Annotated in this window: 20 protein-coding genes and 2 pseudogenes; 13 read left to right on the top strand and 9 right to left on the bottom strand. The window is 69.1% G+C overall.

All coding sequences use genetic code 11. The annotated features are described in order from the left end of the window. The first annotated feature begins 20 nt into the window (after window positions 1–20). Genes ACFWBY_RS11545 through ACFWBY_RS11535 form a run of 3 tightly spaced genes read left to right on the top strand, consistent with a single transcriptional unit; the run spans window position 21 to window position 2,916 of the window. A complete protein-coding gene (locus ACFWBY_RS11545) occupies window positions 21–704 on the top strand; it encodes a DUF6807 family protein (RefSeq protein WP_385332879.1) in 684 nt (227 codons plus the stop codon). After that, the gene (locus ACFWBY_RS11540; protein WP_385333131.1) at window positions 701–1,444 is read left to right on the top strand and encodes a cupin domain-containing protein; all 744 of its coding nucleotides are present in this window, start codon (window positions 701–703) and stop codon (window positions 1,442–1,444) included. Before ACFWBY_RS11545 ends, ACFWBY_RS11540 begins: the two co-directional genes overlap by 4 nt. Then, complete coding sequence (locus tag ACFWBY_RS11535; RefSeq protein ID WP_385332882.1) at window positions 1,444–2,916, top strand: non-reducing end alpha-L-arabinofuranosidase family hydrolase; 1,473 nt, start codon at window positions 1,444–1,446, stop codon at window positions 2,914–2,916. Before ACFWBY_RS11540 ends, ACFWBY_RS11535 begins: the two co-directional genes overlap by 1 nt. Window positions 2,917–3,103: 187 nt before the next feature. Here the strand turns inward: ACFWBY_RS11535 and ACFWBY_RS11530 are convergent. Both ACFWBY_RS11530 and ACFWBY_RS11525 read right to left on the bottom strand, forming a co-directional pair. After that, window positions 3,104–3,430 (bottom strand): annotated as a pseudogene (locus tag ACFWBY_RS11530) (ABC transporter transmembrane domain-containing protein); the annotation flags it as partial. Window positions 3,431–4,855: 1,425 nt separating this feature from the next. Continuing rightward, window positions 4,856–5,083: a hypothetical protein gene (locus ACFWBY_RS11525; protein ID WP_385332885.1), complete on the bottom strand. Its 228-nt coding sequence runs from the start codon at window positions 5,081–5,083 to the stop codon at window positions 4,856–4,858. Between the two features lie 474 nt (window positions 5,084–5,557). Between ACFWBY_RS11525 and ACFWBY_RS11520 the strand changes: the two genes are divergently transcribed. Next, complete coding sequence (locus tag ACFWBY_RS11520) at window positions 5,558–5,941, top strand: CPCC family cysteine-rich protein (protein WP_385332888.1); 384 nt, start codon at window positions 5,558–5,560, stop codon at window positions 5,939–5,941. Between the two features lie 96 nt (window positions 5,942–6,037). On the opposite strand, the gene ACFWBY_RS11515 is transcribed toward ACFWBY_RS11520, so the two are convergent. After that, complete coding sequence (locus ACFWBY_RS11515; protein ID WP_385332891.1) at window positions 6,038–6,364, bottom strand: hypothetical protein; 327 nt, start codon at window positions 6,362–6,364, stop codon at window positions 6,038–6,040. A 338-nt stretch (window positions 6,365–6,702) separates the two neighbouring features. Between ACFWBY_RS11515 and ACFWBY_RS11510 the strand changes: the two genes are divergently transcribed. Further along, the gene (locus ACFWBY_RS11510; RefSeq protein ID WP_385332894.1) at window positions 6,703–7,200 is read left to right on the top strand and encodes a GNAT family N-acetyltransferase; all 498 of its coding nucleotides are present in this window, start codon (window positions 6,703–6,705) and stop codon (window positions 7,198–7,200) included. Window positions 7,201–7,431: 231 nt separating this feature from the next. Here ACFWBY_RS11510 and ACFWBY_RS11505 read toward each other — a convergent pair whose 3' ends face one another. After that, window positions 7,432–8,154 carry an SDR family oxidoreductase gene (locus ACFWBY_RS11505; protein ID WP_385332897.1) on the bottom strand — a complete coding sequence of 241 codons (723 nt, stop codon included), beginning with the start codon at window positions 8,152–8,154 and terminating at the stop codon, window positions 7,432–7,434. Between the two features lie 96 nt (window positions 8,155–8,250). Between ACFWBY_RS11505 and ACFWBY_RS11500 the strand changes: the two genes are divergently transcribed. From ACFWBY_RS11500 to ACFWBY_RS11490, 3 genes are all read left to right on the top strand, one after another. Beyond that, window positions 8,251–9,198 carry an AraC family transcriptional regulator gene (locus ACFWBY_RS11500; protein WP_385332900.1) on the top strand — a complete coding sequence of 316 codons (948 nt, stop codon included), beginning with the start codon at window positions 8,251–8,253 and terminating at the stop codon, window positions 9,196–9,198. A gap of 280 nt (window positions 9,199–9,478) precedes the next feature. After that, on the top strand, window positions 9,479–10,201 hold the full coding sequence (locus ACFWBY_RS11495) for an alpha/beta hydrolase (protein ID WP_385332903.1): 723 nt from the start codon (window positions 9,479–9,481) through the stop codon (window positions 10,199–10,201). 2,046 nt (window positions 10,202–12,247) lie between these two features. Then, complete coding sequence (locus tag ACFWBY_RS11490; RefSeq protein ID WP_385332906.1) at window positions 12,248–12,898, top strand: sortase domain-bontaining protein; 651 nt, start codon at window positions 12,248–12,250, stop codon at window positions 12,896–12,898. A gap of 140 nt (window positions 12,899–13,038) precedes the next feature. Here ACFWBY_RS11490 and ACFWBY_RS11485 read toward each other — a convergent pair whose 3' ends face one another. The 4 genes from ACFWBY_RS11485 to ACFWBY_RS11470 all read right to left on the bottom strand — a co-directional run bounded on the left by ACFWBY_RS11485 (window position 13,039) and on the right by ACFWBY_RS11470 (window position 16,631). Beyond that, window positions 13,039–13,326, bottom strand: a complete 288-nt coding sequence (locus ACFWBY_RS11485) for a hypothetical protein (RefSeq protein ID WP_385332909.1) — start codon at window positions 13,324–13,326, stop codon at window positions 13,039–13,041. Window positions 13,327–13,355: 29 nt separating this feature from the next. Then, window positions 13,356–14,528: an amidase domain-containing protein gene (locus ACFWBY_RS11480; protein ID WP_385332911.1), complete on the bottom strand. Its 1,173-nt coding sequence runs from the start codon at window positions 14,526–14,528 to the stop codon at window positions 13,356–13,358. A 100-nt stretch (window positions 14,529–14,628) separates the two neighbouring features. Then, entirely contained in the window at window positions 14,629–15,666 is a 1,038-nt protein-coding gene (locus tag ACFWBY_RS11475) for a helix-turn-helix domain-containing protein (protein ID WP_385332913.1), read from the bottom strand. 524 nt (window positions 15,667–16,190) lie between these two features. Beyond that, window positions 16,191–16,631, bottom strand: a complete 441-nt coding sequence (locus ACFWBY_RS11470; protein ID WP_385332915.1) for a VOC family protein — start codon at window positions 16,629–16,631, stop codon at window positions 16,191–16,193. A gap of 483 nt (window positions 16,632–17,114) precedes the next feature. Here ACFWBY_RS11470 and ACFWBY_RS11465 point away from each other — a divergent pair. Both ACFWBY_RS11465 and ACFWBY_RS11460 read left to right on the top strand, forming a co-directional pair. Next, a pseudogene (locus ACFWBY_RS11465) lies at window positions 17,115–17,357 on the top strand (hypothetical protein); the annotation flags it as partial. Window positions 17,358–17,414: 57 nt separating this feature from the next. After that, window positions 17,415–17,954: an AAA family ATPase gene (locus ACFWBY_RS11460; protein WP_385332917.1), complete on the top strand. Its 540-nt coding sequence runs from the start codon at window positions 17,415–17,417 to the stop codon at window positions 17,952–17,954. Window positions 17,955–18,115: 161 nt separating this feature from the next. On the opposite strand, the gene ACFWBY_RS11455 is transcribed toward ACFWBY_RS11460, so the two are convergent. Next, on the bottom strand, window positions 18,116–19,372 hold the full coding sequence (locus ACFWBY_RS11455; RefSeq protein WP_385332920.1) for a DUF6348 family protein: 1,257 nt from the start codon (window positions 19,370–19,372) through the stop codon (window positions 18,116–18,118). Window positions 19,373–19,650: 278 nt separating this feature from the next. Here ACFWBY_RS11455 and ACFWBY_RS11450 point away from each other — a divergent pair, with 278 nt between their 5' ends. The 3 genes from ACFWBY_RS11450 to ACFWBY_RS11440 all read left to right on the top strand — a co-directional run bounded on the left by ACFWBY_RS11450 (window position 19,651) and on the right by ACFWBY_RS11440 (window position 22,645). Then, window positions 19,651–20,490, top strand: a complete 840-nt coding sequence (locus tag ACFWBY_RS11450) for a dienelactone hydrolase family protein (protein WP_385332923.1) — start codon at window positions 19,651–19,653, stop codon at window positions 20,488–20,490. A 1,222-nt stretch (window positions 20,491–21,712) separates the two neighbouring features. Further along, on the top strand, window positions 21,713–22,087 hold the full coding sequence (locus tag ACFWBY_RS11445) for a hypothetical protein (protein ID WP_385333134.1): 375 nt from the start codon (window positions 21,713–21,715) through the stop codon (window positions 22,085–22,087). 192 nt (window positions 22,088–22,279) lie between these two features. Then, window positions 22,280–22,645: an ArsR/SmtB family transcription factor gene (locus tag ACFWBY_RS11440; protein ID WP_385332925.1), complete on the top strand. Its 366-nt coding sequence runs from the start codon at window positions 22,280–22,282 to the stop codon at window positions 22,643–22,645. The last annotated feature ends 90 nt before the right edge of the window (window positions 22,646–22,735 follow it).

Raw genomic sequence — 22,735 nt, 5'->3', positions numbered from 1 at the left:
GCCACCCCCGAGGAGACGTCGTGAAACGCCTGACCGCTCTGACGACCGCAAAATTGTTAACGCTAACAACACGGGTGGTCGGCGGCACCTACCTCCGCGGCCAGGGCTACGCGGACCTGCCGAACCCCGGCACGATGCGCAGCCTCACCCTGTCCGTCGAAACCGGCCACGGCCGCGCCGTGATCACCGAAGACCTGGCCTGGCACACGATGGCGGGGGAGCACTGGATCGACGAGCGCCGCACGCTGACCGCACACGACGTCGGGGCCGACTCCTGGACCCTGGACGTCACCACCGCGCTGACCAACGTCCGCGACACCGACCTGATGTTCGGCAGCCCCGGCACGCAGGGCAGAAAGCTCGCCGGACACTCCGGCCTGTTCTGGCGCGGCCCGCGCGACTTCACCGGCGGCGAGGTGGTCGGCCCCGCGATGGGCGAGCAAGGCGACCGGCCGGCCTTCATCGGCACGCACGACGAGGTCGACCGCTCCTCCACGCTCCTGTTCCTGGCCGATCCCGGGGCCCCCTGCCCCTGGTTCGTCCGCAGTGAGCCCATCCCCGCCGTCAACCCGTCCCTGGCGTGCGACGAAGAACTGCCGCCGGCCCCGGGCGACACCCTGTCGAGCCGCCACCGGATCGTCGTGGCCGACGGCGCATGGACCCCAGGGCGCCCGTCCCGCCGTATTGCGGAACACTCGTGGTGACCCCGCTCCCCGGCGGCGTGGGGATCTCCGGGTTGACGGTGTACGACTGGGAGGCCGCCGACGGGCTGTGCGGCGGCACGCCCCACATGCACCTCGTCTGCTCCGAGGCCTACGTCGTCATCGGCGGCGCGGGCAGCGTCCAGACCCTCACCACCTCCGCCTTCACCGACACCCCGCTGCTCCCCGGCGACGTCGTCTGGTTCACCCCCGGCACGATCCACCGCCTCGTCAACGACGGCGGCCTGCGCCTCGTGGTGCTCATGCAGAACAGCGGACTCCCCGAGGCGGGCGACGCGGTCTTCACCTTCCCCGCTCCGGTGCTGGCCGATCCCCACGCCTACCGGAAGGCGGCCGCCCTGACCGGCGACCATTGCGCGGCAGCGCGCCGCCGCCGCGACCTGGCACTGGAGGGTTTCCTCGCCTTGCGCGAAGGCGGGCTACAGGAGTTCCACGTCGCGGCCCACCGCCTGAAAAGTGAGCTCCTGGACGCCTGGTGGCTCCGCTGGCGTGACGGCCCCCTGGCCGCAGCCGTCACGACCGGCCGTCAGCTGGAACGGCTGAAGGCCGGAGACCTCTCCCACCTCGACCACGGCGAAGTGTCACGACTGGAGTGCCCCCAGCACCAACGCTTCGGCATGTGCGGCCGCCTTCACACCTATCCCGTCCACGACTCCCTGACGCGGCCGCTCGGCGGTTCGTCGGGGTCACCTCACCCCCGCCCCCCGAAGGAGCTCTTCTGATGTGGTTCCGCCATCCGTCCCCGGTCCATCTGAAACGGCTGCTCGCCGTCCTCGCGCCCTTGCTGCTCCTGGCTGCCTTCCTCCAGGTCCAGCCCGCCGGCGCGGCGGCGACCGTCGACCCCAACGCCTCGTACGTGCTGGTCAACCGCAGCAGCGGCAAGGCCCTGGACGTCTACAACCTGGCGACCAACGACGGCGCCCGCATCACCCAGTGGACCAGGAACGATCAGAACCAGCAGCAGTGGCAGTTCGTCGACTCCGGCGGCGGCTACTACCGCATCAAGTCCCGCCACTCCGGCAAGGTACTGGACGTCCAGAACGGGTCCACCGCGAACGGCGCCCCGATCGTCCAGTGGGCCGACGTGAACGGGACCAATCAGCAGTGGCGGCTGGCCGACAGCTCGGACGGCCACGTGAGGCTCATCGCGCGCCACAGCAACAAGGCCCTCGAAGTACAAGGCGGCTCCACCACCGACAACGCGAACATCGTCCAGTACGACGACTGGGGCGGCACCAACCAGCAGTGGCAGCTCGTCCAGGTCGGCGGCGGCAACCCCGGCCCGTGCGATCTCCCGTCGACGTACCGCTGGACATCAACGGGCCCGTTGGCGCAACCCAAGCCGGGGTGGGCCTCGCTCAAGGACTTCACCGTCGCCCCCTACAACGGCCGGCAGCTCGTCTACGCGACGACGCACGACACGGGGAAGGCCTGGGGTTCGATGAACTTCGGCCTGTTCACCAACTGGTCGGAGATGGCCTCGGCCGGCCAGAACGCGATGTCGACGTCCACCGTCGCGCCCACGCTCTTCTACTTCGCGCCGAAGAACATCTGGGTGCTCACCTACCAGTGGGGTGGGGGGAGCGCCTTCTCCTACCGGACGTCGAGCGACCCCACCAACCCGAACGGCTGGTCATCCCAGCAGGTGCTCTTCTCCGGAAGCATCGCCGGCTCGGGAACAGGACCCATCGACCAGACGCTGATCGGTGACGGGACGAACATGTACCTGTTCTTCGCCGGTGACAACGGCAAGATCTACCGGGCCAGTATGCCGATCGGGAACTTCCCCGGCAGTTTCGGCGCGAACTCGACCGTGATCATGAGCGATACGACGAACAACCTGTTCGAAGCCCCGCAGGTCTACAAGCTCCAGGGCCAGAACCGCTACCTCATGATCGTCGAGGCGGTCGGCTCGCAGGGCCGCTACTTCCGCTCGTTCACGGCCACCAGTCTGGACGGTTCGTGGACGCCCCAGGCCGCGAGCGAGAGCAACCCCTTCGCGGGCAAGGCCAACAGCGGCGCCACCTGGACCAACGACATCAGCCATGGCGAACTGATCCGCACCAGCGCCGATCAGACCTTTACCGTCGATCCCTGCAACCTGCAGTTCCTCTACCAGGGACGCGACCCCAACGTCGGCGGCGACTACGGCCTATGGCCCTACCGGCCAGGTCTGCTGACATTGCAGCGCTGACGACCTGACGCGCGGTCCGGCTCCGGAGTGGAGCCGGCGAGGCGGGCTCGGCGGAAAGCCGAGCCCGCCCGTGCCACGACGTCGAAGCCCGTCACCGTGCCGGCGCCAGGAACTGGGTGGCCGCCAAGCGTGCGTACAGGCCGTCTTGGTCGAGCAGTTCCGTATGGGTGCCCACCCGGACGTCCTTGCCGTCGACCAGAACCCCCACACCCAGGGTGACGCCGAGCGGCGCGGCGTCCATGAAGGCCGTCATGACGATGGCCGCGGCCAGGGTTACGGTACCGGTGGCACTGTTGACGATCGGCTGGGTGGTGACGGCACGCAGGAGCGTCGTGTCGGAGGTGACCCGGGACATCAGGTCGCCCGGCTGGTTCCGCCCGACCTCCGTGAGGCGCATCCGCAGCAGTCGCCCGACAAGGGTGCGGCGGGCGGCCGGCACGACCGACTCCGCGGGCCGCTCCAGTGCGTACGCGCCGAGCGCCCGGACCACCGTGCCCATCACTGCGAGCGCGGAGGGGAGAGGTGTGTGTCGAGTCGGGACCGGCGGCGCCGGAGGGTGTCCAAGCGCCGGCTCACTGCGAGAGCACCGCATCCGGGAGGGAGCCTCCGCGGGCACCCGCCATGGACACCCTGAGTTGTCTGCTGCGCGCCTTACCCGAAGGGAACCCCCAGCTCCACTGCCCCGCCGCCGGACCGGCGGGTGCTGCGATCGAGTTCGTCGCGGTGGTTCTGCCGGGCGTGCCACACCCGATTCGGTGCGCGGCCCCTTCAGGCCGGGGCGGCGGCGGTCTGGCGCCGTACAGGGTTCGGCGTGCTGTCAAGCCCCGAGAGCGAGTGACGTGACCCGGCAGGCTCAGCCGGGGCTGAATTGAGGTACGAGGTCACGCCGTGCAGCGGTCGGCGGACCGTCCCGGTCCTACCGAGGAGGAGCCATGCACAGCCTTCGTCGCCATCCGTTCGTTCTGACAGCCGCGTATACGGTTCAGCCCCCGTCCCTCGAGCCAGGCGCAGGCGCGACGGGAGACCATGTGGGCGACCCCTCCGGCCACGGTGCCAGCCGCCACGGAAGCCGCCCCGGTGGCGGGGTGCGACGGCGATCCGTGTGGCGCCGGACGATGCACCTACTGTGGCGGGTCCTCATCCGTCTGCTGGACGCCACCGACATCGGGTGACAGCGTTGATCTTGCCGGGCCGTCTGATGGCGCTTCGTGTGCGACGACGCGGTGACCCCGAAGACTGCCGGTGTACCCGTCGAGTGGTTCCGCGCTCGCGAACCTTCGGTGTCGGCGAATCGATCGAACACGGTTTCGATTCATGAAGGCCTCTGGGTCCACGTCGAACACCGCGCCTGCCAAGCCGAACCTTCTTGGATCGCGAACGGCTTGCCTGGCCAGCCGACGGCGTGCTCTTTAATGTGTCCGGATCGAGGCCCGCTACCCGATGACCTGCGCGTCGTCGCAGGGCGCGGGAGCCGGTGCCAGGGCCCGCTGTGCGCCTTCCGGTGAGCCGCCTCCCCGTCCACGCCGCGCTTTGCCGGCGTTACGTATCCGATCCATGGTCCCCGGCCTTCGTTGTCCATGGTCTCGACGCCCGCTACGTACCGCCGGCCCGGCTCCAGGACGGACAGGTGCGAGCTGCGTCCGCCTCCCACGCCCGGGTTCTTCACCGTCTCGACCACGGCCATCACCGGAAACTCGTCGGCGACCACGGGGTCCTTCGTCAGGTCCGCGAGCCACGGAACGAGTGCGTGGAAATTTCCGTCCCGGCGACCGTGTCCCAGCCGCCACCGGCGAGCAGCAGCCCGCCGGTCAGGCCGCCGCAGTCCACATCCGTGCACCCGTGGTCAGCCCCACAGCTTCTTGTAGTTGGCCCCATCACACCACGCCACCGGGCACCTTGGCATCGCCCTTTGGGCGTTGCGGGCTGAAAGGAGCGCCGGTCAGGCGACCTTCTGGCGCTGGGGAGCCTTCCGCGTCTTCACCCCGCCGACGATGAGCGCCAGCCCCACGGCGACGATGCCGAGGTAAGCGGTGGACGGAAGGTCGACGATCTTGTGCATCCAGCCCCACTCCGTGCCGAAGAAGGTCTGCGAGGCGAAGCTGACGAGCCCCTGGGCTCCTACGACGTAGCCGATGCTTTCGACGGTGTATCCGATGGTTGTTCGCACGGATCAACCCTCTCGCGGCGGTGCCGCAAGATCGTCCTCCACAGGGCCGAAAACGCGGTAGTCCAAAGGATGCAGTCGCGTGCGGAGAGCGCCGCAGAGCACCCCGCCACGGCAGACGAGTGGTCGACACCGGACGGCTCGAAGAGCACGCCCTCGTACGCCCGGCGCAGCTGGAGGCGCCGGCCGCCGCGGCGGTGCTCATCGGTCAGCACCGACGGACGGGCGATCGCCGTCGACATCGACGACGCGCCGCACGTGTGGTATTTGCCCGTCCCGGAGGCGCCGATCAGGCAGAGCGGCTCGCTCCTCTTCATCCGCGCGCAGCTGGCGAAGGTGCGCAGAGTGACCCGCCGATGTACGGGTTCGCGGCGAAGTTTGCTGCGACGCCGTCGCACCAGCGCGGTGAACGGGTCCCGATGCCAAGCGCAGGAAACCCGCTGCGGCTTCCCGCGGGTATCGGGCAGGATGACAGCCGTGATCCTGAAGTACCCCTGCGTGTGTTGCGGCCGCCTGACGATGGACGACCCGCCCGGCTCGTATCAGATCTGCCCAGTCTGCTTCTGGGAGGACGACCTCATCCAGCTGCGCTGGCCGGACTACTCAGGTGGCGCCAACCGGCCCTCGCTGATCGAGGCCCAGCAGAACTTCCAGGCCTACGGAGCATGCGACGAACGGTCCATCGAACACGTCAGGCGTCCCGAGGACGATGAGCCGCCGGACCCGAGCTGGCGCCCCGTCGATGCCGACCGCGACCGCTTCGAGCCCACGGCCGTGCAGCTGGCCGCCTGGCCCGACGACTGCACTGTCCTCTACTGGTGGCGATATCGGAACACCGGATTCTGGCGTCCCGCCCAGTGACGTCGTCACCCAGCCTGATCGTCGAATCGGTGGAGGAACCCGACTCGAAGTGGCAATCCGTCTCGACCGGGCGAGCGCAGTAGCCGTTCTTGAGCGTCACTGCGGCTGCTCGCCGTCCGCACGGGCGATGCGGAGGGCGAGTTCCTGGAGGATTTCGTCGGTGCCGGGCTCCGTGCCGGTTTCGTCGTATGCGTCGGCGACTGCCGCGAAGGCAGCGATGAAGCCGTTGACCAGAGCGCTCAGCGGCGCGGAAAGCTGATCGAGCACGGCGCCGCCGATCTCTTCCGGGTCGCCTCCCGCGGGCACCAGGAATTGGCTGGGCGTCACCTCTGCGAGGAGTTCGGAGGCGAGGCCTTCGCCGACATCCGAGCGGAGGGCGGTGAGCGCCGCGATTGCTTTGAGCTTGATCTCGTTTTCGTGCACGGCTCGACACTACGGGCCGACAACGGCCCGTGCCCGCTCGTGCTGTTGAGGTTCTGCGACGACTGCCGGCTACGAACGGGACCCCCTGAGGGGGATCCGGGGACGGTTCCGAATGACGGTTGCCGGGCCGGGTGTGAGCGGGGGTAGGTGCCCGGGTTGTGCGCGGGCGGGACGCGTTCGAAGCTTCAGCGGTACGGCGAGGAACTGGCCGGGGGAGCCAAGCAGAGAAACCCGCGAAGACCGGCCGGCCTGCCTGAGCCGTCTTGGCGGGCCCATCGCCTCAAGCGCTCGTCTCAGTTCCCAGGCGGCCTGGAAGGCGTTGGAGATAGGGTGATCGAATGTTGGAAATTCGTCGCGCCGCCCCGTACGACGGGGACGTCCTCGGTGAGATCCACGCCGCGGCCTGGGAGGCGGCTTATGCCCCCTTCTTCGCTCCGGAGTTCGCAGCACGTGCGGTCCAGAGCAGGCGGACGCGATGGCACGAAAGGATCGCGCAGGGAGCAGCGACGATCCTGGTAGCCGAACTCGACGGCCGCCCTCTGGCACTGTCCGCCTTCAGCCCGTCCTCGACCCGGCCGGGTCTTGCCGAGATCCACTCCTTCTACAATCGCCCCGACAGCTGGGGTAGCGGCGTCGCCGCGGCATTGATGACCGATACGCTGCGCCGCGTGCGCAACGACGGGTTCGCCCTGGTACACCTGTGGACACTGCGCGAGACCCCCCAGTCCCGTCGCTTCTACGTCAAGTGCGGCTTTGCGGAGCGCGGCACCGCACGCACCTTCGACTTTGGCGATGGGAACCCCCTTGACCAGGTCGAATACGAGCGGGCGTGTTGATACTCGCAGAGGGACTTTCACCGTCTCTCCGCCGATGAAGAGCTCCGTACCTTGTCGGCGGGTTGATTCCGGTCCCTCGTACGATCGGGACACCCAGGTGCCTGGGTGTGGAGGGCAAGGGCCACAAGCAGGCGATCCTCGCCCTCGCCCGTCGACGCCTCTCCGGCAGAACATGCCAGGGGTGGCGCCCAAGGCTGTCGGACCGGGCTTGCGGTCCGACAGCAGCCGATGTCAGGCCAGTGCGGCTCCGCCGTCGAGGGTGAGCACCGTGCCGGTCGCGTAGCCGTTGTTCAAGAGGTAGAGGTAGGCCGCCGCAGCCTCCTCGGGACTGCCGACGCGCTGCACGGGAAGGCCGCTGCCTTGCGCTTGGAGGAAGGCCTCCGGCTCGGGCACGGTGCTGTCCCAAAGCTCGGTGCGGATCGCGCCGAGGCGGACCGCGTTGACCCGCAGTGGGGCGAGTTCCAGGGCCAGGGCTCGCGTCAGACCCTCGACGGCTGCTGTGATGCTTGCGCCGAGCGAGGCTCCGGGGGCGGGCCGGGTGGCGAAGGCGCCGGAGGTGAAGGTGATCGAGCCGCCGGGTCGGAGCTTCGGCGTCGCGTACTTCGCGGCGAGCAGGGCGCCCCAGAAGCGGCGCTCGAAGAACGCTCGGGACTCCTCGGCGGTGAGGTCGGCGAGCGGCTTCAGCAGCAGGGACTCACCCGCCGTGTAGACGAGGTGGTCGAACTCGCCGATCCGGTCGAAGAAGGCGGCGAGCGCGGCCTCGTCGGCGACGTCCAGCAAGATGCCTTCGGCCGGACCACCGAGCTTCTTCACCGCCAGGTCGACCCGGCCCCGGCTGCTGGAGGCGACGACCACGTTCGAGCCCTGAGCCGCTGCGGCCTGCGCAACGGCGAATCCGATGCCGGAGGTACCACCTATGACGACGACACGCTGGGTGTCTTCTATGTTGTTCATGGCGAGGACGCTACGTGTCACGACCGAGACAATGAATAGCCCGAAATCTTGATTCTTTGTCTGATCGTCTCGATCTCAGCACGCTATGGTGAGTGCATGGACATACTCAGCGATACGCTTGCTGCCCTGCGCACCGGGCGTCCCTCTGTTGTCCGTACCGACGCGCGGGCGCCGTGGGGTGTGCGCTTCCAGCCCATCGCGGGAGCCGGATTCCACGTTGTCGTCGAAGGGCACTGCTTTCTCCTGCCGGTCAGCGGCGATCCGATAGCCCTGGGTCCCGGCGACGTCGTGTTCCTGCGGCGCGGCACCGATCACGCCATCTGTGACGCGGTCACCAGCGAGCTGGTCGCCTTCGAACCCGACCGCGTCGACACCTCCTCGCCGATCGGGTCTTTCCCCATCGAGGGCGGCGGCGCTCGCAGCGTGCTGGTATGCGGGGCCTACCACCTCGACATCGACCGGCCGCATCCGCTGCTCGGCGACCTCCCGGAGGTCATCCACCTCCCGGCCAGCCCCGGTCGCCATCCGGCGCTGCGCTCGGCGGTCGACCAGCTCTGCGCCGAGATCCACAGGCCTCAGCCGGGTTCGGACTCAGTGGTCACGACGCTCGTCGATCTGCTGCTTCTCTACATTCTGCGGTCCTGGTACGCCGAGTTGCCCGGGGAACAGACGCAGGGCTGGGCCTCGGCACTGAACGACCCTTTGATCGCCCCGGCGCTGAAAGCGATCCACGACGACCCGGCGCATCCGTGGACCGTCGAATCGCTGGGGAGCCGGGCCGGACTGTCGCGCGCCGCGTTCGCCCGGCGGTTCACCACGGTGGTCGGTGAGCCGCCGCTCAGTTACCTGACGACGTGGCGGATGGCCATCGCGGCGCGGATGCTGCGCGAGACGGCCGACTCGCTGAGCGCTGTGGCCGAGAACGCCGGCTACACCTCGGAATTCGCGTTCTCGAAGGCATTCAAGCGGCACTTCGGCGCCCCGCCCGGGGCATATCGGCGGGAGCGGCGAACGGCGTCGGCTTTGCTGACGGTGCCGGTTTGATTCTCTTGGGCGGAGCCTGGGTTCTTGATCGCTCGTCAGCGTGTCGTCAGCGGTTGACTGCGAGGGCGTTCCGGCTCCTTGAGGCCCGGTGACGGTACCCGCGTGAAAACCCTGTGGCGGACGGCGGCGACCACTGCTACTTTTCCGGAGGCCGTGCGAGAGAACGAGGAGGTGGTACCCGTGAACGCAGTATCGACATGGGTGCTCCCCTCCGGGGTCACGGCCGGGCGATAGGTCGTCCGGGAGCGCCGTTCAAGAGCACTCCCGAAAGGCACGACCCATGCAGTTCACTTCTGAACGACGCCTCGACGACGGCGTCCTCGAGCGCGAGTTCACACTCGGTGAAATTCCCGGCACTCTGTGGACGCCCGCATCCGCCGCACCGGCCCCGCTGATCCTGATGGCACACAACAACGGCCTACCCAAGAGGGATTCCCGGCTGATGGCCCGGGCCAGGCTGTCCGCGGCGTACGGCTACGCGGTGGCCACCATCGACGCCGCCGGGTGCGGTGACCGGCCCCGTTCCGCCGCCGACGATCAGGCTCGCGCCGACCTCCGCCGGGCGATGCAGGCCGGCCAGCCGGTCGACGAGATCTTCGAGTCCCTCGTGGGCCCGCTGGTCGAACAAGCAGCCCCCGATTGGCGGACCGCGCTGGACGCCCTCCTGGCGCTGCCCGAGATCGGCGGCCCGGTCGGGTATTCGGGGTGGACCGCTCTCGGCATTCGGCTGGCGGTGGTCGAGCCGCGCATCGCGGCCGCCGGCTTCTTCGCCGGGGGGTTCGTGCCCCGCGCCCAGCGCGAGGAGGCCCGACAGGTCACCATTCCGCTGCTGCTCCTGCTCCAGTGGGACGACGAAGGCAACCCCCGGCAGCGGGCCCTCGACCTGTTCGACGCCTTCGGCACCAAAGAGAAGACACTCCACGCCAATATGGGCGGGCACCTCGGCACCCCGTGGTTCGAGCGGGAGGACGGGGACCGGTTCTTCGGCCGACACCTGAAGTGAGGGCGGACCGCCAGGCCGACAGTAGACGGTAGGCGGTCGTGCCTCCACTCCGCCGTCCCGAGCCGGCCGTGCGACTCCGCACCCGGCCAGGAACGCCTTGAGCGCCGACTGCTGACCGGCAGCGTCCGATGGCGGATGGTCCGCGCGGCAGAACCGACCCGGCAGCCGCCCCGGACGGACGGCTCCTTGCGCGCAACAGTGTGCAAGGAGCCGTAAACGGCTACGGCACGGCACGGACGTGTCCTCACCGAACGCTGCCCAGCGACACGGCAGTTGCGGCGGGTCATAGGATGACCGCATGATCCGCCCCGTTTCCGGTCCTCCTACCTGGAGACACCTGGTCTCCGCTCTCGTGCTCACCGCACTGATTCCGACCTGCTGGTACGCCATGCAGCCGGTTTATCCAGACTGCGTGTACTTCGGTAACTCTTCCTACGAGGATGCGATCGAAGCAGGACGGTGCGATCCCCCTCGCATGCGCTGGAAGACCTGGCGGAACTGAAACCGGCATGGACATCGTGCCTACCGTCATGAGAGCCTCAGCGCATGATCATCATTCGAAAGGCCCATGCCGCGTAGACGGCCCGGCGCACTCCGTGCGTCCCAGTGGAGACCGATCAGGCCTACCGTCCGCCGCATCCGGGGCCTGTCGCCCAGGACGACCGCTCTCATCCATCGTCTCGAAGCACAGCACCCCGACCTCCACCTCGGCACAGAGACCGCCCTGCGCTTGTACCGCTGGTTCCTGACCCAGTCTGGCTCCTACCTGTATCTCCAACGCACCGACTGCCCGTGCCCCGGAGGGCACTTCGACGACACGGCAGCGGCCCGTGACGCCATCGAGCAGATTCTTCATCTCCTGCCGCCCCGCCCACGGCGGGAACTGGAGCTGATCGTGCGCCCTTTGGATGAGGAACTGTGGCGTAGAACCCTGCCCGATCCGCACGCCGGCCCGGGGGAGTGGTGGCACCGGCGCCTCTACCACGACCACACACCCATGGACCTGTTCCCGGAGTATCCGCGGAGCGGTCCCCATGCGATGTTGTTGCAGCGCGGCCGGAAGAATACGACCGGGAACCGTCACCGCCTCTCGGTAGGGGCAAGGCGGTAGAGACCGTCAGTCCTCCTCTGTCGCCGCCCGGGGGCGTTGTTCTCTGGGTCCGGACCAGCTGCCGGTCGAGGCCATCGCACCTACGCACTGGTCGCCTCTGCAGCTGGCGCTGGGCCCGGCGGAGCGGGCCTTCGCTCTTGGAGGCGGATCCGGAAGGGCCGGGTGCGATGTGCCGGGTTGGCGTCGGTGAGGTTCAGGCATCGACAGGGCGTCCGGCACCCGGTCCGCTGCAAACGGCTGTGCCTGGACGTGGCCGTGGAGGTGGTACCGCCGTTCAGTGCCGGGCCGTGCAGGGCCACCGGCTGAAAGCCTGGGTGAGCACCTGCACGGAGGGGGAGGTGGGGCAGGTGCTCACGGGTGACGGCCGGGGGGCCGCTCAGCGCGCCGGCCGCCGTCTCCAGCCTAAATCGCCGAGCCGCGGTGAACCTGCTGTCGCGCTGCAGCTTGCCGTGGAGGGCGTCCCGAGGCCTTCGAGAGGAGGTGTGGAGGCGAGTTCGATCTTCACCGTCACGTGATGGCCGCTGACGGTCGGGCCGGCCCGCGCCGAGTGGGAGGCGCACGGATCATCCCCGCCCAGCCGGCGCCTGCCCCGCACGGGTCGCCGTAGCCGGTACGACTGCTTCGCCTACCCGACGGCTCCGCGGCCCTGACCATCGGAGATGTCGGCCGGACACGACCTCCCGGTCGCCGTGACCACGGGCCAGCTCCGCAACATGCTTCGTGCCCTCGTCTGCGACCGATGGGATTGAGCGGGGTAGCGGCAGGCGGTGCGGACAGGGCGCGGCGTGGCCTGCTGTTCACAGATCGGAGTACCGGGCTGCGGCCAAGGTGCTCTCCGCTCCGCCTTTGGCCTGTCCTGCTGGTCCGTGGGAGGCTGGAAGAGATCCACGAGCCGTCGAACGCGGCGCGACCCGGTCGATCCCATGGACTCCGCCATGACCAAGCACCCGTTCTCCGCCTCCCGCACCGTGCCGAAGGCGCTCGCGGGAGCCGCGCTCGCCCTCCTGCTCACCGCACCGGCGGTGGCCGCTCCGGTCGACCAGGATCCGGTATCCCCGCAGGCCGTCGCCGGTATCCAGGAAGCCGCGCTGTCGATACCTGCTATCGGGGTGTCCGACCTGGCCGTGATCCCGTACCAGGGCAGTCCCGACGACGCGGCCGGCACCCGGATACAAGACCGCGGGGTGGCCGCCAGCCCCTACGGGCCACGCGGCGGAGTCGGCCCCGGAGACGTGGGGAACTACATCGTGACCGCCCACCGCATCTCGGCCGGAGGACCGCTCTGGTCGCTGCCGTCGTTGAAGACGGGAGCGTCCGTGACCGTGACCGCCGACGGAGTGCGGTACGAGTACCTCATCACCGCGACGCGGACGACGTCCTTCCGATCACAGGCCTCCATGGACGCGCAGCGAGCCGCGGTCCCCGGCTCGCCGGGCACCGCCCCCACGCGGGCCATGATCACCGTGAGTACGTGCCTGACGCCGGAGGACAACGCGGCGGGCAACCTCTGGCGTGACCCCCAGAACAACCCGGAGCACCGCCTCGACAAGATCGGTGTCCTCACTTCGACGAACCCTGACCCATAGCGGGCGCCCGCAGGCCGCGACCCGACAGTCCAGGAATCCCCATCACCGCTGGACCAAGGCGAGGGCCCCAGGAACCGTTGGTTCCCGGGGCCCACGAGGAAGTGCCGCTCAGCCGTTCATCGGCGTACGACAGGTCACCGTCAATACCGCCGTACCCACAGTTGCCAGCCGTCGACCACCCGGCTGCACATGTAGGACGCGTACGGACCCCTGTTGACGAGGTTGTGGCCCGTCTGCGAGCACTCCATCTGGGTGCCGTAGGTGGCCCAGAGGAAGAACGGCGAGTCGGCGGCCAGCGGTGCCGTACGGGCGATCCGGTCGGGCTGAGCGGGAGCTGCGACCGTGGCGGCAGTTCCCGGGGGCGTGCCCAGCGCCAGTGCGGCGAAGGCTCCCGCAGCGAGTGTCAGGACGCGGTTCATTGTGTGCATGAGGTCTCCCGTTTCGCGTCGGCGCGGACTCAGGTCCGGTGGAGCCACCACCAGGCGTTGGGGTTGTCGATCAACAGGCTCTGGAGCGAACGGTTGATGGTGTCGTTGCTGTGATAGCTCAGGGCCGGTCCGATGCCGTCGTAATACCACGTCATCATCATGGTGTGATCGATCTCCTGGCCGTTGCCGTCCCAGTCGGCCTGCAGGACATCCCCGTAGCCCATGTACCAGACGTTGTCGAGCAGTTGCGTCCGCTGGCTCCAGCGGGAGGCATAGAAGTAGAACCACTCCGCGTTGATCCAGGTGAGCGTCTGGTTGTGGATGTCCCAGGGGTTGTACCACCAGCTGTCCTGGTCGTTCGACGGGTAGGGTCCGTTCGCTTCGTCCGACCAACCACCGGCCCTGAGCGCCTGGCTGATGAAGTTGGTGCAGTCGTTGTTCCCGAAGTCCCGGTACCAGGAGTTGCGGTCGATGGCGTACGTCTGGGCGTAATCCGTCATGGCCCAGTAGTCGTAGCCGCCGCTCAACTTGGCCGGCTTCTGATGATGGGTCAGCACGGCGGGCTTGGTGGTCGAGGCGGTCGACGTCGAGGAGACGGGGCCGACGCCGCCGCTTTGGCGCGGTTTCGGCTGCTGAGCCAGGTCGCGCACGTCGTTGATCGGAGCGGGTCCGCCTTCGTCGATGCGGTACTGCTTCGTCATCTCCCAGTGGTTGCCCGAGCCGCGCGAGAACTCGACCCGGTGGTGGGACCTGAATTTCGTCTGCGGGCTGCCCTTCGTGTCCATGTGTGCGTAGGTGAGCGCTGTCAGTTCGGTGACGTGGAGCAGGACCGCATCGGATGTCCTGTCGACTTTGTCGATGGTGATCTGGATGTCGGCGGCGGAGTAGCTCTCACCTGCGGACTTGAGCTTGTTCTTGCGCTCGGTGATCGCTGCCAGAGTCAGCTCGTGAGTCTTCGCCAGGCTGCTGGTGGCGGCGATGCTCCGGGTGGGTCCACGGCCGGACGCAGGAGTGGAGGCGTCCAGTAGAGCGTAGGTGCGTTCGGCCAGGAACGCCTTGGCCGTGTCGCTCATGGCGTTGAGGTCCGGAGCGTCCGGAGCGTCCGGAGCCCCGGCGACAGCCGGCACGGCTGGTATGCCGAGTGCGAATACGGCGACCGCGATGACGGCCGTCCGCTTGATGGAACGCTGTTTGCTGGGCACGCTACCCCCGTTGTCTCGTCGCACTGTGACGACCCCGTGCCCCGACCGGCGCACTGGAGTCCTCGGCTCCCGCCAGTCTGCGCACCACCCTCATGCACCGTCATTGGCCTTGCGTGCACGCGTCCTTGTCCATGCGCGCAGAGCCGATCGCATCCGTTGCGCCGCGGAAAGCGGGCGCACGCCTGCGGTATTCGGCCGGCGGCATGCCGTACATGCGGCGGAAGACGCGGCTGAACCCCGCGGGATCGCCGAGCCCGTTGCGTGCGGCGACGGCGTGTACGGGGACGTGGGCCAGCCGGGGATCGGCGAGGTCGGAGCGGCAACGCTCCAGCCGACGGCGGCGGATCGTCGCCGACACCGTCTCGTCGCGCTGCTTGAAGAGCTGGTGCACCAGGCGGACGGAAACGTGGTGGGCGACGGCGATGGCGTGCGGGGAGAGCTGCGGGTCCGCGAGGTTCTCCTCGATGAAGGCATCGATGCGGGCCAGGAGCACGGCGCGGCGCGCTTCGGGTTCCAGGAAGGTGCGGGAGTCGAGTTGCTGGGCCAGGAAGGCGTAGGCCAGGTGCATGGTCGCCGTGCCGAGCCGGGCGCTCTCCGCCTCCCCCAGCCGGGGGGCTTCCTTGAACAGGGCGTGCAGATGCTGGGCGAAGATGGCCCCCACGCCTTCGGGCGCGGGCAGCCGGGTGGCCAGCAGCCGGTCGACCCGGCTCTCGGAGAAGGGGAGCAGGCTTCTCGGCAGGTGCAGAACGATGCCTTGGGACGCTTCGCCGCGCGGGCCTGTCGTCCCCCGGCCGCGGTAGGGCCGCGACGAACTCCACATGACGAAGTCACCGGCCGACAACAGGGTTTCACTGCGATCCTGTGCGACGCCCATGGCCCCGCCCACGACCAGCGTCAGCTCGTAGGTCTCCGGGTCGGACCGCCTGATGAGGGCGGGGGTGCGCTCCGACCGTAGTGCGGGGAACGACATCATCGTCGCGTCCAAGGGTCCCGCGGACAGCAACCCCACCCTGCCGACGAAGTCGGCGGCGTGGTCACTGCTGACATGGACGGGCGCTACTCCGCGACGGACGCTCTCGCACCACCACTCGAACCGGTGCGCCGGCGGCAGCGACAGCGTGTCCACGATGCCGAACACTTGCGCCCTCCCAGGTCTCTCGCTGTCCCTACCGGCATGAGGCTACGCAAAACCGTTCGAACATATGCCGCATTCATGGGCATTGGCCGATTCGCGCCGATCGCTCAGTGGCGTGGGGGGTGCCGAGTAAGGCAAGGGCCCGGGCGCCGGGAGTGGCAGGTTTGCCCTGGTAGACGATCACTTATCGGCCCGGTGCACCGCCTTCCACTGACGGCGCCCCGGCGACGGTCGATCAGGCCCCGGGCCGACTCGTGACCCGCCGCGAGTTCGACGTGTAGGGCAACGTCCGTGGCAAGGTCCAGAACCGCTGGTCCGACAAGCGGACGTTCCGGGGCGTCGGCACCGCCGACAACACCACGGGCCCGACCCCCATTTGGGCCCGTGGCGGGCACCCGACAGCGTCCAGCGCGCGAAGTGTGGCCGTTGCAACACGCCGAGTACTCCAGTACGCGGGCGTCCCTCCGCCTTGCCATGCACGGCACCAGAGGCCGCGGGCTCGGCCGACAAAATCCGAAAGAGACGGCCTAGTGCAGTTGCTCGGCCAGCCCGACGATGATGCCCTCCGGGCCGCGGAGGTAGCAGAGCAGATAGCTGTCTTCGAACCGGGCGATCTCGCCGACGAGTTCGGCGCCGTGCGGGCGCAGGCGGGCAACGGTGTCCTCGATGTCGTCGACGGCGAACATGACGCGGTGCGTGCCCGCAATGTTGTGCGGCCGGTTGCGCGGCCCGGCGCTGATCACCGCGGGGCTGCGGTACTTCGCCAGTTCGAGCCGGCTGTGACCGTCCGGGGTCCGGACCATCGCGATGTCGCAGCGGACGCCGTCGAGTCCGGTGCACTGGTCGGCGAAGAGGCCCTCGACCTCCCCCCTGCCCTCCAGCTCCATCCCGAGTTCCACGAAGAACGCGATGGCGGCATCCATGTCCTCGACGACGATGCCGACGTTGTCCATCCGCTGAATCGCCATGTTGCCCTCTCCTTGTTCCTCGTGCGGCCGGGATGGCCGCCGATGTCCCTGGGACGGAGCCGGTGGCACGTTCTCGACATCCTCCCACCGCGGAACTCGAAGAATCTGGATCCCGCCTCAGCGCCGCGACAGCACACCCGCGAGCCAGGAGCCACCACTGAGCGTGAGCGGTGCAGGCGGCCGCTCCCCTGAAGACGACCAGCCGCAGCGCGTCGTCCCCCGCCCCCTGCTGCGGGGCCGGTTCCGGCGCGCCGTGCCGCGCGCGCTCCGGTGGGGTCGCCGGCGCCGACGGCACCGGCCGACGGCGTCGGTGGGCCGTTCGGTACCTGCGGCGGGTTACTCGTTTTCTCGGAGCCAGATCACGAGGGCTGCTCTGGCCAGGGTGCCGTGGAAGACGTAGTCGCGCTTGTTCTACCGAGGCGCGACGGCCCGGTGCTGCTTCAGCATCGGGCCGTCACCGCGCGGGCCTGGCGACGTCAGCCCCACGGCTGCCAATCCGTCGGGGACGACCAGACGCGGGCCGTTGACCACGGGCGCAAAGGTATCGACCACACCAGGGCGGCGATGCGATCGATCCGGGCCGCCCGTCCGCACGGCGCCCCGACCTACGCGATCCTCGACCATCACCACCCCGACGTCCTGGGTGCCCAGCGACGCGGACGTGCCCGCATCCGCAGCGAGAGAGCCATCCGCTGGGGCGGCAGGCCACTTCGAACAGCGGCCTGACCAGGACCGCCCCACCCTGTGAACGATCGGGAAATCGGGCTGCGACACACTGACCTGGTGATCGACAACGCCTTCGTGATCGTCTCCGGTCTGCCGGCCAGCGGCAAGAGCACCCTGGCCCGCGGGCTCGCCACGGAACTCGGCCTGCCGGTCATCGACAAGGACGTGATTCTGGAATCGCTCTACGACTCCCTCGGCATCGGCGATCAGGCATGGCGCTACCGGCTGAGCCGAGCCGGTGACGACATCCTGTTCGCGCTCGCTGCCGACGCCGGGCGAGCCATCCTCGTCAACTGGTGGCACCGCGACACCACCCCCGGCCGACTCCGCCAACTCGACGCCCATCTGGTCGAGGTGTTCTGCGACTGCGACACCGGACTCGTCGCTGAGCGGTTCCGGGCGCGCAAACGCCACCCAGGACACCTCGACCAAGACCTCACCCGCGAGGAGCTCAGCGACCGCGTCGCCGCCTGGGCCGCCCACCCAGGACCGCTCGGGCTGGGCGGACGCCCTCTGATCGTCGACACCGCCCAAACCGTCGACATCGCCACCCTGGCCAAAGAGGTGGACGTTCGCATCGCCGGTACTCGACGATGAAGTGAAGGCAGCACCACGGCTCGAACGGGACGGGCGACCCCATCACTTCGCACATCTGTGAACCTCGCCGGTCACCGTACTCTTGCCGGTCACAGCACGAAGAGTTCCAGGACAGCGACTTCAAGGACCGCGGCGCACTGGGTGGGGCAGTCGGCGGATGATCAGGGGCGGAACGGCTCGGGGGCACCGTCGCCGAGTACGAAGGTGGCCGGCCAGCTCTCGCGCAGGATCCGGGCCAGCAGCGGGTGCTCGGAGTCGATAACCTCGCTGAGCCGGATCGAGCCGTCCGCCTCGACGCGCTGCCCGCCGAGCAGGACGCGTGCCTGGAGCAGCTCCTCGCCCCACGGCTCGATGGCGTTGCAGAACAGGCCCTCGAAGCGGTGACCGGCCAGGGTGCCGTCGTTCACCCGGCGGGTGTAGTCCTCGATCACCTCGGCGGGTAGGCACACCCAGGCCATGTGGACCACGGTGCGGCCGTCGTCGAGGCGGATCGGCAGCCGGACCTTGAGGAAGTTGCCGACACCTCGGGCGACCATCACCGCGCCGGTATCGGCGGTGACCCGCTCCGCCCGCTCGGCCGGGGAGAGTTCGGCGATCAGGTGGGGGAGAGCGTGGGCAAAGCCTGGGTGCTCCGGGTCCACGGTGCCGCCGCAGTCGCACCCGCACCCTCCGGCCCCGTGGTCGTGGCGCTCCTGGCCGGAGCCGACGGGCAGCACCAGGGTGAAGGACCGGGCGACGGTGAAGACCGCCGGCTCGGGCAAGCCGAGTGCGGCCAGCGCCGCGGAGGCGGCCTCGTGCCGCTCGCCGTTGACCCGCACCTCGGCCTCCACGGCGCCTGGAGCACCGCCGTAGAAGACCCGGACACCGTTGAACCAGGGCGACTCCAGGTCTGCGGTGAAGGTGTGGGCGATCTCGCGGAGCACGTCCGCCTCCAGCAGTGCGTTCTGGAGACGCGTGTTCTCCCGGTCGGAGAGCCCGTAGGCCAGTACGCCCGAGGTGATGGACCGCCACCCCGGCACGCCGCGCCCCTCGTCGGGGCCCAAGTGTTCGGCGAACTTCTCGTGACCGTCGAGCAGCTCGAGCAAGCAGGCGCCGGCCGAGCGGGCCCAGAGGCCGGCCGCGTCGCGCGGGGTGGTGACTACCACGACGCAGTCCACGAAGCAGGGCACGTCGGGCTGGATGCTCACGTCCGGGAAGGCGAGCAGGTCGTAGTGCCGGTCGTCCCCGTGCCCCGCCGGCCCGACACCGACGGCCCAACCCTGCGGGCTGAGCAGTGAGTTGCCTTTGAGTTCGGCGCCCGCCGTACAGCCGGGGGCGATCTCCTCCAGGGCGTCGCGGACCAGAGCGAGGAAGTCGAGATCGGGCAGTCGGCCCTCGGGGGGCATGGTGGCGCGCGTGCGGCGGCGTATCCAGGACATGTGAGGGATCATACGGAGGCGGTGCCGGTGAGCCACCTGCATGTCCGTGCGAGGGCATGCGCGATGGCGCGCCGAGCAGGCGAGCCGTTCGCGCCTCCCGCGGACGGATGGCTCCGCATCCGGGACCCGGACGATGGGCCCCGTCTGGCCCGTGCGGTCTGCGATCCCGAGGAAGTGCGGTGCATGGGTTCACGCAGTTCGCGGACCACGCCCCCAGGTGCCCTACTTATCGGTAACTTGGACGGATCCACAAGAGGTGAGGGTAGGGAGCAGGGCGCATGGCAGACCACGACCTGACCGGTTTCACGCAGAGCACGTTCACCCATGACGGTGCCACCCGCCGGCTACTGCGCCGCGGCACGGGACCCGCAGTGATCATCATGGCGGAAATCCCCGGCATCACGCCCAAGGTCCTCGGCTTCGCCGAGCAGGTGGCCGCGTCCGGCTGTACGGCCGTACTCCCGGTGCTTTTCGGCGAGCCCGGACGCGACACGGATCCTGCCGCCGTCGGCTGGCCGAGCGTCGGCCGCTACCTGGCTTCGTCGCTGTGGCAGGTCTGCGTGAGCCGGGAGTTCACGCTGCTGGCCACGGGACGGAGTTCCCGCGTCGTGACGTGGCTGCGTGCTTTGGCCGCCGCCGAACACGAGCGCTGCGGCGGCCCCGGAGTCGGCGCCGTCGGCATGTGCCTGACCGGCGGATTCGCCCTGGCCATGGCCACGGACGAACGCCTCGTGGCCCCCGTCCTGTCCCAGCCGTCGCTTCCGCTTGCCTGTACCCGAAGTCGCGCGGGCGCCATAGACATCAGCCCCGATGAGCTCGCGGTCGTCCGCCGACGCTGCGAGCGCGACGGGCTCCAGGTCCTAGGGCTGCGGTTCCGGGGTGACCGGCTCGTACCCGGCGACCGGTTCGCGTACCTGCGGCGCGAGCTCGGCGACGCCTTCGTCGCCGTCGAGCTGGACGACGCCGCGGCGAACCCGGCGAGCCCCCTGGCACCCCACTCCGTTCTGACGGAGCACCTCATCGACGAACCCGGACAGCCCACACGGCAGGCGCTCGACACGGTCCTCGACCTGTTCCGCACCCGGCTTCTCGGAGAGCAGCCGTCCGCGACCGCGTGACGCGGCCGGAGGCCCGGAGGCCCGGAGGCGCGGCCCACATCGACCGCGCGGACCGGTCGGCCACCGCCAGGTAGACCGCGGCAAGCTGTGCACCAGGCTGCGGGGCGGGAGGGCTGTCGCTGCGGCAGTCGGGGGGCACTGGTTTTGGCCACGTTCTACTGGGGGCGGCTGTAGCGACTGATCCTCGTGATCCGGTAGCGGTCGATGCGGCCGGGTGCACCGTGGCCGGCAGGAGCTGCCGGCGTCCGATCCTGATCGGGATCGTGCGGGGCGTATGCCTCTTACGAACGTGGGAGGCCATGCGCCCCGGCGGCGGGCGGCGCGGCCTTCAGCGGATGCAGTCAAAGGGGCCGGTGCCGGTGCCGGCGATGTCGCGTGCGCCATCGCGCCAGGAGTTCGGCGGGCGTGCGGGGCGAGGGGTCCGGCTCGGTGGGCCATGCCTCCTGCTCGGTGAGAGGAACGAGCGGCATGAGGTACATCCGGCCGTTGATCACCACGGCGCACAGAGGTTCTCCGCCGGGGATGTCCGGACTGCCCAAGCGGACTGTGAAGGGCCGTGGGGCACCCTGGTCGTCGGCGATCTCGCCCTGCATCTCGGTCACCGCACGACGCTCCGTTCGCACGGAGGACACGGCCTTTCCGTCGACGAGCACATCGGCTCGCCGACGTCCCGGACTCCACACGAGGGTGATCGAATGTCCGCCCTGGTCCAGGTGGAAGCGGTGCTGATGAGTCCGAACCTTCACGGCAGCCTCCACGTGCGTGCCGCACCATCCCGCGTACCTGGAAATGTGCGGCCGGACGGATCCCCAAGGACAGCACGGTTCATTGCTGCCTCCATTGTCCAGCCTCACGCCGAGGATCGCCGCCGTCCGCCGGGCAGAGCGGCACGACGTACGTCGCCGGCGGCGCCGACTCGCTGCCGCGGGACGGCGGAATCGGCGCCGACGACCTTGCCGGGGCCGTACGTCCGCTCGCTGCGGACCTCCACGTCGAAGCACGCCGGGGGGTGCGCGGCGGGGCTACCTCCGCGGCTTCCTCAGGGCCCTCTACCGCCGTCGCATGGCATCGCGGGCGAATTCTAGGGCAAGGAGATCAATTCCCGCCGAATGTACCGATGTTCGCGACTCTCATGGTGGCCAGTGGGTAGCGTCTGCGCTCACCACCCGGCCGGAGGTGTGGAGCCGGTCGGGGCCGTCGAGTGCAAAAGGAGCGAATGCCGATGATGAGTGTGGAGACGTCTCTGAAGGAGGCGATGACCTCGATCGAAGGAGCCTTGGGGGCCGCGCTGGTCGACTACACGAGCGGCATGGCCCTCGGAACGCTGGGCGGAGGCAAAGACCTCGATCTGACGGTAGCCGCAGCCGGGAACACCGATGTGATCCGCGCGAAGGTCCGCACCATGGAGATGCTGAACCTCAAGGATGGCATCGAGGACGTGCTGATCACCCTCGGCAGCCAATACCACCTCATCCGCCTGATCAACGGCCGAGGGGCCAACGGGCTGTTCCTGTACCTCGTCCTGGACAAGGGCAGGGCGAACCTGGCCATGGCCAGGCACCAGCTCAAGCGCATCGAGGCGGAACTGGAGCTGTAACCAACTCCCCGTTCCCCGGCTCCGCCTGCCCATGAATTGAAAGAATCTTCAATTCGGCACATCCGAATGTGAGCAGCCAAGGGGCAGGCCGGGGCCGGGAGAGGCGAGGATGGCCGAAGCTGGGCGTCGAGGCCCCGGCAGGTCTGGGCTGTCGGCTCGCAGAATGGTCAACCCGGGTAGGAGTGTTGTCGTATGCAGGTGCCGCTGTACCAGGCCAAGGCGGAGTTCTTCCGCATGCTCGGGCACCCCGCCCGGATCCGGGTACTGGAACTGCTTCAGTACGGCCCCGTCCCCGTCCGCGACCTCTTGAACGAGATCGACATCGAACCGTCCAACCTCTCCCAGCAGCTCGCGGTGCTGCGTCGATCCGGCATCGTGGTCTCCATCCGTGAGGGCTCCACCGTCAGCTACGCCCTGGCCGGCGGAGACGTGGCGGAACTCCTGCGAGCCGCCCGGCGCATCCTCACGGAGTTGCTGGCAGGGCAGAGCGAGCTGCTCGCTGAACTCCGGCACACCGACACCGAGACCTCTGCGCAATCGGCTCCGCCCGCCCTGTGACGGCCCGGACACCGTCCGGCAGCAAGACCAGCGACTCGGGTCGCCGACCAGGGCGTCTCCGCCGTCAGGGGCTCCGCGTACGGTCTGCGC

This window comes from Streptomyces sp. NPDC060049, from assembly GCF_042736715.1.
In the GTDB taxonomy this organism is placed as follows: Bacteria; Actinomycetota; Actinomycetes; order Streptomycetales; family Streptomycetaceae; genus Streptomyces.
Note: the sequence above shows the minus strand (reverse complement) of the source record. Positions and strands in the feature narration are given on the sequence as shown.

What these genes read in the sequence shown, in the direction of transcription:
- ACFWBY_RS11535 (WP_385332882.1), top strand. Translation starts at nt 1,444, where the DNA reads ATGTGGTTCCGCCATCCGTCCCCGGTCCATCTGAAACGGCTGCTCGCC.
- ACFWBY_RS11510 (WP_385332894.1), top strand. Translation starts at nt 6,703, where the DNA reads ATGTTGGAAATTCGTCGCGCCGCCCCGTACGACGGGGACGTCCTCGGT.
- ACFWBY_RS11505 (WP_385332897.1), bottom strand. Translation starts at nt 8,154, where the DNA reads ATGAACAACATAGAAGACACCCAGCGTGTCGTCGTCATAGGTGGTACC.
- ACFWBY_RS11500 (WP_385332900.1), top strand. Translation starts at nt 8,251, where the DNA reads ATGGACATACTCAGCGATACGCTTGCTGCCCTGCGCACCGGGCGTCCC.
- ACFWBY_RS11495 (WP_385332903.1), top strand. Translation starts at nt 9,479, where the DNA reads ATGCAGTTCACTTCTGAACGACGCCTCGACGACGGCGTCCTCGAGCGC.
- ACFWBY_RS11490 (WP_385332906.1), top strand. Translation starts at nt 12,248, where the DNA reads ATGACCAAGCACCCGTTCTCCGCCTCCCGCACCGTGCCGAAGGCGCTC.
- ACFWBY_RS11485 (WP_385332909.1), bottom strand. Translation starts at nt 13,326, where the DNA reads ATGCACACAATGAACCGCGTCCTGACACTCGCTGCGGGAGCCTTCGCC.
- ACFWBY_RS11470 (WP_385332915.1), bottom strand. Translation starts at nt 16,631, where the DNA reads ATGGCGATTCAGCGGATGGACAACGTCGGCATCGTCGTCGAGGACATG.
- ACFWBY_RS11455 (WP_385332920.1), bottom strand. Translation starts at nt 19,372, where the DNA reads ATGTCCTGGATACGCCGCCGCACGCGCGCCACCATGCCCCCCGAGGGC.
- ACFWBY_RS11450 (WP_385332923.1), top strand. Translation starts at nt 19,651, where the DNA reads ATGGCAGACCACGACCTGACCGGTTTCACGCAGAGCACGTTCACCCAT.
- ACFWBY_RS11445 (WP_385333134.1), top strand. Translation starts at nt 21,713, where the DNA reads ATGATGAGTGTGGAGACGTCTCTGAAGGAGGCGATGACCTCGATCGAA.
- ACFWBY_RS11440 (WP_385332925.1), top strand. Translation starts at nt 22,280, where the DNA reads ATGCAGGTGCCGCTGTACCAGGCCAAGGCGGAGTTCTTCCGCATGCTC.